The sequence below is a fragment of the Limosilactobacillus galli genome, from assembly GCF_947381495.1.
Lineage (GTDB): Bacteria > Bacillota > Bacilli > Lactobacillales > Lactobacillaceae > Limosilactobacillus > Limosilactobacillus galli.
The window spans coordinates 1-5,115 of the sequence record NZ_CANCWK010000068.1 but is presented as its reverse complement, the minus strand read 5'-3'; the positions used below and the strand labels follow the sequence as shown (position 1 = coordinate 5,115).

Here is a 5,115-nt window from a genome sequence, read left to right as displayed (position 1 = left end):
ATGCAAATTGTGGTTCAAGCACTCATCAGAAGGGTGTTTGCTCACAAGCCACGTCCTTTAGGGCGTGGTGGTTGACACTGTGTGCTATTTCAAGAGTCACAACTCTCATTCATCAATACTGAACCTGGTGACTGCTGAGCTGACAGCAGGCCCCCACATCCGGCTGGTAAATCGTCAACAGTTGATCAGTGGTGATTGCCACCCCATCGACTGCCAGGCGCTGGGCACGTAGGATCGCCAACTGGTCCGGCGTCTCCGCAACCAGCTGGACTGCCGGGAAGAGGTGGGCCAGAGCGGTGCTGACGATCAGGTCATAGTAACTGGTGGCCGCCTCCATCATAATGATCAGCGGTGTCGTGGTCGCGGTCGCCTGGTCAAGGACCCGCCTGACGGCCTGCCGGGTGGCGATCCCGGTGACGGCCAACGGGACGCCCTCTTCCAGCAGGTCATGGATCAGGGCTGTGTTGGGCTGCCCCGCCGTCATGACTGGTACCTGGACATAGACATTATCCCCTACCAGGCTCAGCTCCTCCGCCTGGACCCGCAGCTGTTGCGGTGTGGTGACCGTCAACGGCAGGAGAAGGCGGTGACTGGCAAGGTCACTGACCAGCCGGCGGACATTCATCTGCGGGCTAGGTTGCTTAAGGATGAGGCCACAGCTGCCATTGGCTACTGCAGCAGTAGTGAGAATTGCCGGATCCGCGCTACTGATGAAGAATCCGCCCTGAAATGATGTTTGCACATTAACCGCTCCTTTTAACTAGACCAATTTTTAATACACCGCTATCATGAACGAATATCGCGCCAATGTCAAGGCATTTTAAGATAGTTAGACCAATCTTATCATTTATGAGGATAAGACAAAACGCCGCCCGGTAAGTACTGGACGGCGTTTGATCTTCTGCAAATATTTAGGCTGGTTTGATCTCAACTAGGAGCGGATTATCCGCCTTGGTCAACGTGGATGGATCGTTTTGATAATCATCATAGACCCGGCTGATCTGGCCCTTAACTGGGGACTTGAAGGTTTCCACTGCCTTTCCCCCTTCAATGTTGATTAGCTGGTCATTGCGGTCGACCACCTCATCAACCTGGGGCGTCTCCAGGAAGGTGATGTCGCCAAGCTCGTTGATCACCTGACTATCAAGGCCGACTTTGACCGTGCCGTTATCCTCTTGCCACCACAGACCGTTCTTTTCACGGTGAACCGGTGCCTGGCGGCTGAACAGGTTTTTAAACCAATTAACGATTGCTTGCCACATAATTATGACCTCCTTAGTCAGCCAAAATCAGGTCAGCCAGATCGTCAGGGCTGACCTTTCCCAGGTTGGCTGCCAGGTCACTAGCCGTCAATGCCTTAACCAGGCTCTCCTTGTCCAACTTGGTCCCGATCAGGTGGTTTTCAACGACGTGCGGATCGCCGGCTGTGAAGAAGTCACCGTAGATCTTGGCTTCGCTGATCTTGCTATCCTTCTCGTTGAAGTTGAAGGAAACAGTTCCAATTGAGAAGTGCTTAGAAACATAGTGCTTGAAGCCCGGGTTCTTTCCGTAGTTCCACTCATCGGTCCGGTACTGCTTGTCGAGCCGCTGATCAATGATGGACCAATCGTGGTCGGTCAGGTGGTAGGTCTCGACATCATCCATCGAGTCCACACCGAACATGTGACAAAGAAGGTAGTTCCGAAAGTCCTCGGTTGTCCAGTCTTGGTACTTGGCCGGCAGGTATGGCTTGATGTTAGTGACCCGGGCGTCGACGGACTTGACCCCCTTGGAGGCCAGCTTATCCTTTTCTGGCGTCAGGACTTCACTAGCAGCTTCCATGTTCAAGTCGAACATGACCGTACCCCCGGCAGCATAGGAATTGTCACCCTTGACGATGGCCATTCCGGAGAACTTCTTGCCGTCAATCGTCATGTCGTTCCGACCACTGACTTCTGCCGATTCGATGCCTAGGTCGTGAAGGGCGTCGACGACTGGATCACCGATGGCATGGAAATCACCAAACTTGCTGGTGTCCCCCACCACGATGTTTTCAAAAACCAGGTTACCAAAGTCGTGGTAAACAGCGCCACCACCACTGGACCGCCGTACCAGCTCAATGTTGTGCTTCTTGAGATATGGAAGGTCAATCTCGGCGTAAGCGTTTTGGTTGACCCCGATGATGACGGACGGTTGGTTGATGTAGCAGATCAGGCCGTGCCCCTTCAAACGCAGGTCATTGATCAGATAGTTGTCCAGCGACTGGTTGACCAGCGCATCATGGACTGGCTTCCCATTACGACTAGTATCGATAAAGAACATTATTAAACACCTTCTAGTTAATTTGCCATTTGTTGAATGCGATTTCAGTTTATACCAAATTGACGATAATTAACAGTATTTACACTTGTGACTATTGAAACTTACCCTTGTCCGTGGCTCGGCGGGCGTTCATAATAGGCAGTGTGTCAACATGGGAGAAATAATTATGAATAAATTCAGTAAATTAATCGTTACCCTGGTCGCCAGCCTGGGAATTGCCGGTGCCACCACCGTTGCCATTAACCAGGCCCCGGCCCTGCCAACTGTCCAGGCCGCCAGCACAGAGAATCTCGACCTGGCCAACCGCGACATCGCCGGCTATCTCGATAACTGCCAGCAGTACGAGTCCAGTGACAAGCAATTCCGTGGTTTCACCAGTATCAAGCAGATCACCTACACCAGCAAGCACACCATCCGGGTCAATGTCAACAACGACATCTTCCAGCTGATTAAGTCCCGGCGTAGTCTTCTAATTGATATTTTGCAGAACGGTGTGATCAGCACCCTGATGGATAATGACCTCGCTAACTTCAATCAGGCCGCTGTGCAGAAAGGCTGCAAGACCAACATTTATTTGAACGATCAGGTGATTGGGCATAGTGCTGCGGATAATTATCGGCAGATTGTGTGGAGTAAATAAAAGCGTATATTAACCATACAATTTAGAAAGTACAACAAGAATATCGCATTTAAGCTAGAGGGCGTGAATCCATCGGTGGTCTACGCCCTTTTTCTGTTTACAATACGTCGTTATTGACTGCTCACAGAAAAATGCCCTCCAGATATAAGATGAATTTTCTATTTCATTTGTATACTTGGAGGGCATTATAGCCCATCGAAAATCAGTGGTTTACGTTTTTACTTTATTCGCAATACGTATCGTTATTAACTGCTTTTTATTCAATTAACTTAGTTACGTTTGCGTCCATTATGACGCTTCTTTAATGATGTTCCTGCATAAAGTAGTGATAACTCTGTGGGTCCGTCGGTTTAAGGCCCACATATTCGTCCAGGTTAACCGACGTGCACCTGCTGAAGTCCAGGTTACTCTCGCAGATCTGCTTGTACAGGTCTAGCGGGGTGCTTCCCGTCGCCAGCCCCATCACCTGCAGCTGGTCACGCCGCATCAGTTCATTAACAATATCAAAGGCCCGCGCACTGGCCTCCGTAGCTGTCTTCGCCGTAATTATTTTCATATCTACCACCTCACCTATTTTGTCCTCATCCTACCACGAAACCAAAAATAGCGAAAACCCCGTGCGGATTTTCGCTATTTTTTAATCTTATTTTAGTGTGCCAACTTCCGCATCCCCGGTAAAGCCTGCATGACCAGGAAGGAGAGGATGTAGAGGGCGGACAGGCAGCCCATCGTGACCGCCAGACTGTAGTGGTCCATCAGCAAGCCAATAACCACCGAAGAGAAGCCGCCGATTGCCCGGCCGACATTCATGATGATGCTGTTAGCGGTTGAGCGAATCTCGGTTGGGTAGAGCCGGCTGATCACCGCCCCATAGCCACCGAACATCCCGTTAGAGAAGAAACCAATCAGCGATCCGGCCAGAATCAAGGCAACGGCGCTCTTGACCATCAGGATCGTGAACATGACCGATGCGGACCCGAGTAGGAAGATTCCGAATGCCCAGCGGGGGCCGAAGTTATCCATGATTGTTCCGAAGACCATCATTCCGATGCTCATCCCGACAATCGTGGCGACCATCCAGAGGGACGAGCCGGCAACCGACAGTCCCTGCTGCTTTTGGACGATCGACGGCAACCAGTTCATCAGGCCGAAGTAACCGGCGATCTGGACAATTGTCATTACCATCAATCCCAGCGTTTGCAGGGCCAGCGCCGGCGTAGCGAAGAGCCGGCTAACCGCGATCTTCTCGTGAGTTTTGACAGCATGAGCGTGGGCAACAAGAAATTCGTCACTCTCATAGACGTGCCGCCGGATGAAGAATGTCAGGATCACGGGGATTACCCCTAGCAGGAAGAGGGCATTCCAACCAAATGCCGGAATAATGTAAGCCGCCATTACGGCCGCAAAAATCGCCCCAACCTGGCCGCCAATCGCTGCTAGCGAGGTCAGCCGGCCAATCAGTCCCGGCTGGAAGTTCTCTGCGATCAGGGCAATGCCGACGCCGTATTCACCACCGGCCCCGATCCCGGCCAAGAACCGCATTGTATAAATCATTGGCAGGGTGTGGGCAAAGAACATTGCCGCGGTGGCAAAAGCAAAAATAAAGATCGTATAGGTGAATGTTTTGACCCGCCCGATACGATCGCCGACAAGCCCGAAAATGGCGCCACCGGCCAGCATACCGAGGTTGGTAATCGACCCGATCCACCCGGCCGCTGCACTTGAGATGTGCAATTCGGCGATGATCGGTGCTAAGGCAAAGGAAAGAAACATGATATCCATGTTCTCCAGTGAAAAGCCCGCCGCAGTGGATGCCATCACCCACTTCTGGTTTTTCGTCATGGTGTGCCCAATTTGCGCACTTGTTTGTTGCATATTCAATTGACCTCCAAAATGATGCTCACTGACATCTTTTATTTTGCGTTGCCCGTATTATGGCACGGCTAGGGGTAGATTGCAAACGGACCACGGACGAGGTAAATCGTTCTAAGTGGCGATGGAATAGTAGGTGCGAGCCTACCATAATAATTTTGACAATAATCTGACAATAATTACTTCTTGGACTCTTATCTCTTGCAATAACAAAATTAATTTAAAAATAAAGGCTCTTTGTCAATCGGTAAGGATGAAGAGATTTTTGAGAACTAGACTAAGCCACTTTGGCTTTTGGTCTA

6 protein-coding genes are annotated in these 5,115 nt (G+C 50.9%); 1 reads left to right on the top strand and 5 read right to left on the bottom strand.

What is annotated here, in order from left to right:
* Positions 1-112: 112 nt before the first annotated feature.
* The 3 genes from QOS10_RS08965 to QOS10_RS08955 all read right to left on the bottom strand — a co-directional run bounded on the left by QOS10_RS08965 (position 113) and on the right by QOS10_RS08955 (position 2,301).
* Positions 113-742, bottom strand: a complete 630-nt coding sequence (locus QOS10_RS08965; RefSeq protein WP_283595140.1) for a beta/alpha barrel domain-containing protein — start codon at positions 740-742, stop codon at positions 113-115.
* A 169-nt stretch (positions 743-911) separates the two neighbouring features.
* On the bottom strand, positions 912-1,262 hold the full coding sequence (locus QOS10_RS08960; RefSeq protein WP_283595139.1) for a hypothetical protein: 351 nt from the start codon (positions 1,260-1,262) through the stop codon (positions 912-914).
* 13 nt (positions 1,263-1,275) lie between these two features.
* Entirely contained in the window at positions 1,276-2,301 is a 1,026-nt protein-coding gene (locus QOS10_RS08955) for a lipoate--protein ligase (protein WP_283595138.1), read from the bottom strand.
* Between the two features lie 166 nt (positions 2,302-2,467).
* Here QOS10_RS08955 and QOS10_RS08950 point away from each other — a divergent pair, with 166 nt between their 5' ends.
* Positions 2,468-2,941, top strand: a complete 474-nt coding sequence (locus QOS10_RS08950) for a hypothetical protein (protein ID WP_283595137.1) — start codon at positions 2,468-2,470, stop codon at positions 2,939-2,941.
* 301 nt (positions 2,942-3,242) lie between these two features.
* Here the strand turns inward: QOS10_RS08950 and QOS10_RS08945 are convergent, their stop codons facing one another.
* Positions 3,243-3,497: a sugar phosphate isomerase family gene (locus QOS10_RS08945; RefSeq protein WP_283595136.1), complete on the bottom strand. Its 255-nt coding sequence runs from the start codon at positions 3,495-3,497 to the stop codon at positions 3,243-3,245.
* Between the two features lie 92 nt (positions 3,498-3,589).
* Positions 3,590-4,816: an MFS transporter gene (locus tag QOS10_RS08940; RefSeq protein WP_283595135.1), complete on the bottom strand. Its 1,227-nt coding sequence runs from the start codon at positions 4,814-4,816 to the stop codon at positions 3,590-3,592.
* Between the last annotated feature and the right edge of the window lie 299 nt (positions 4,817-5,115).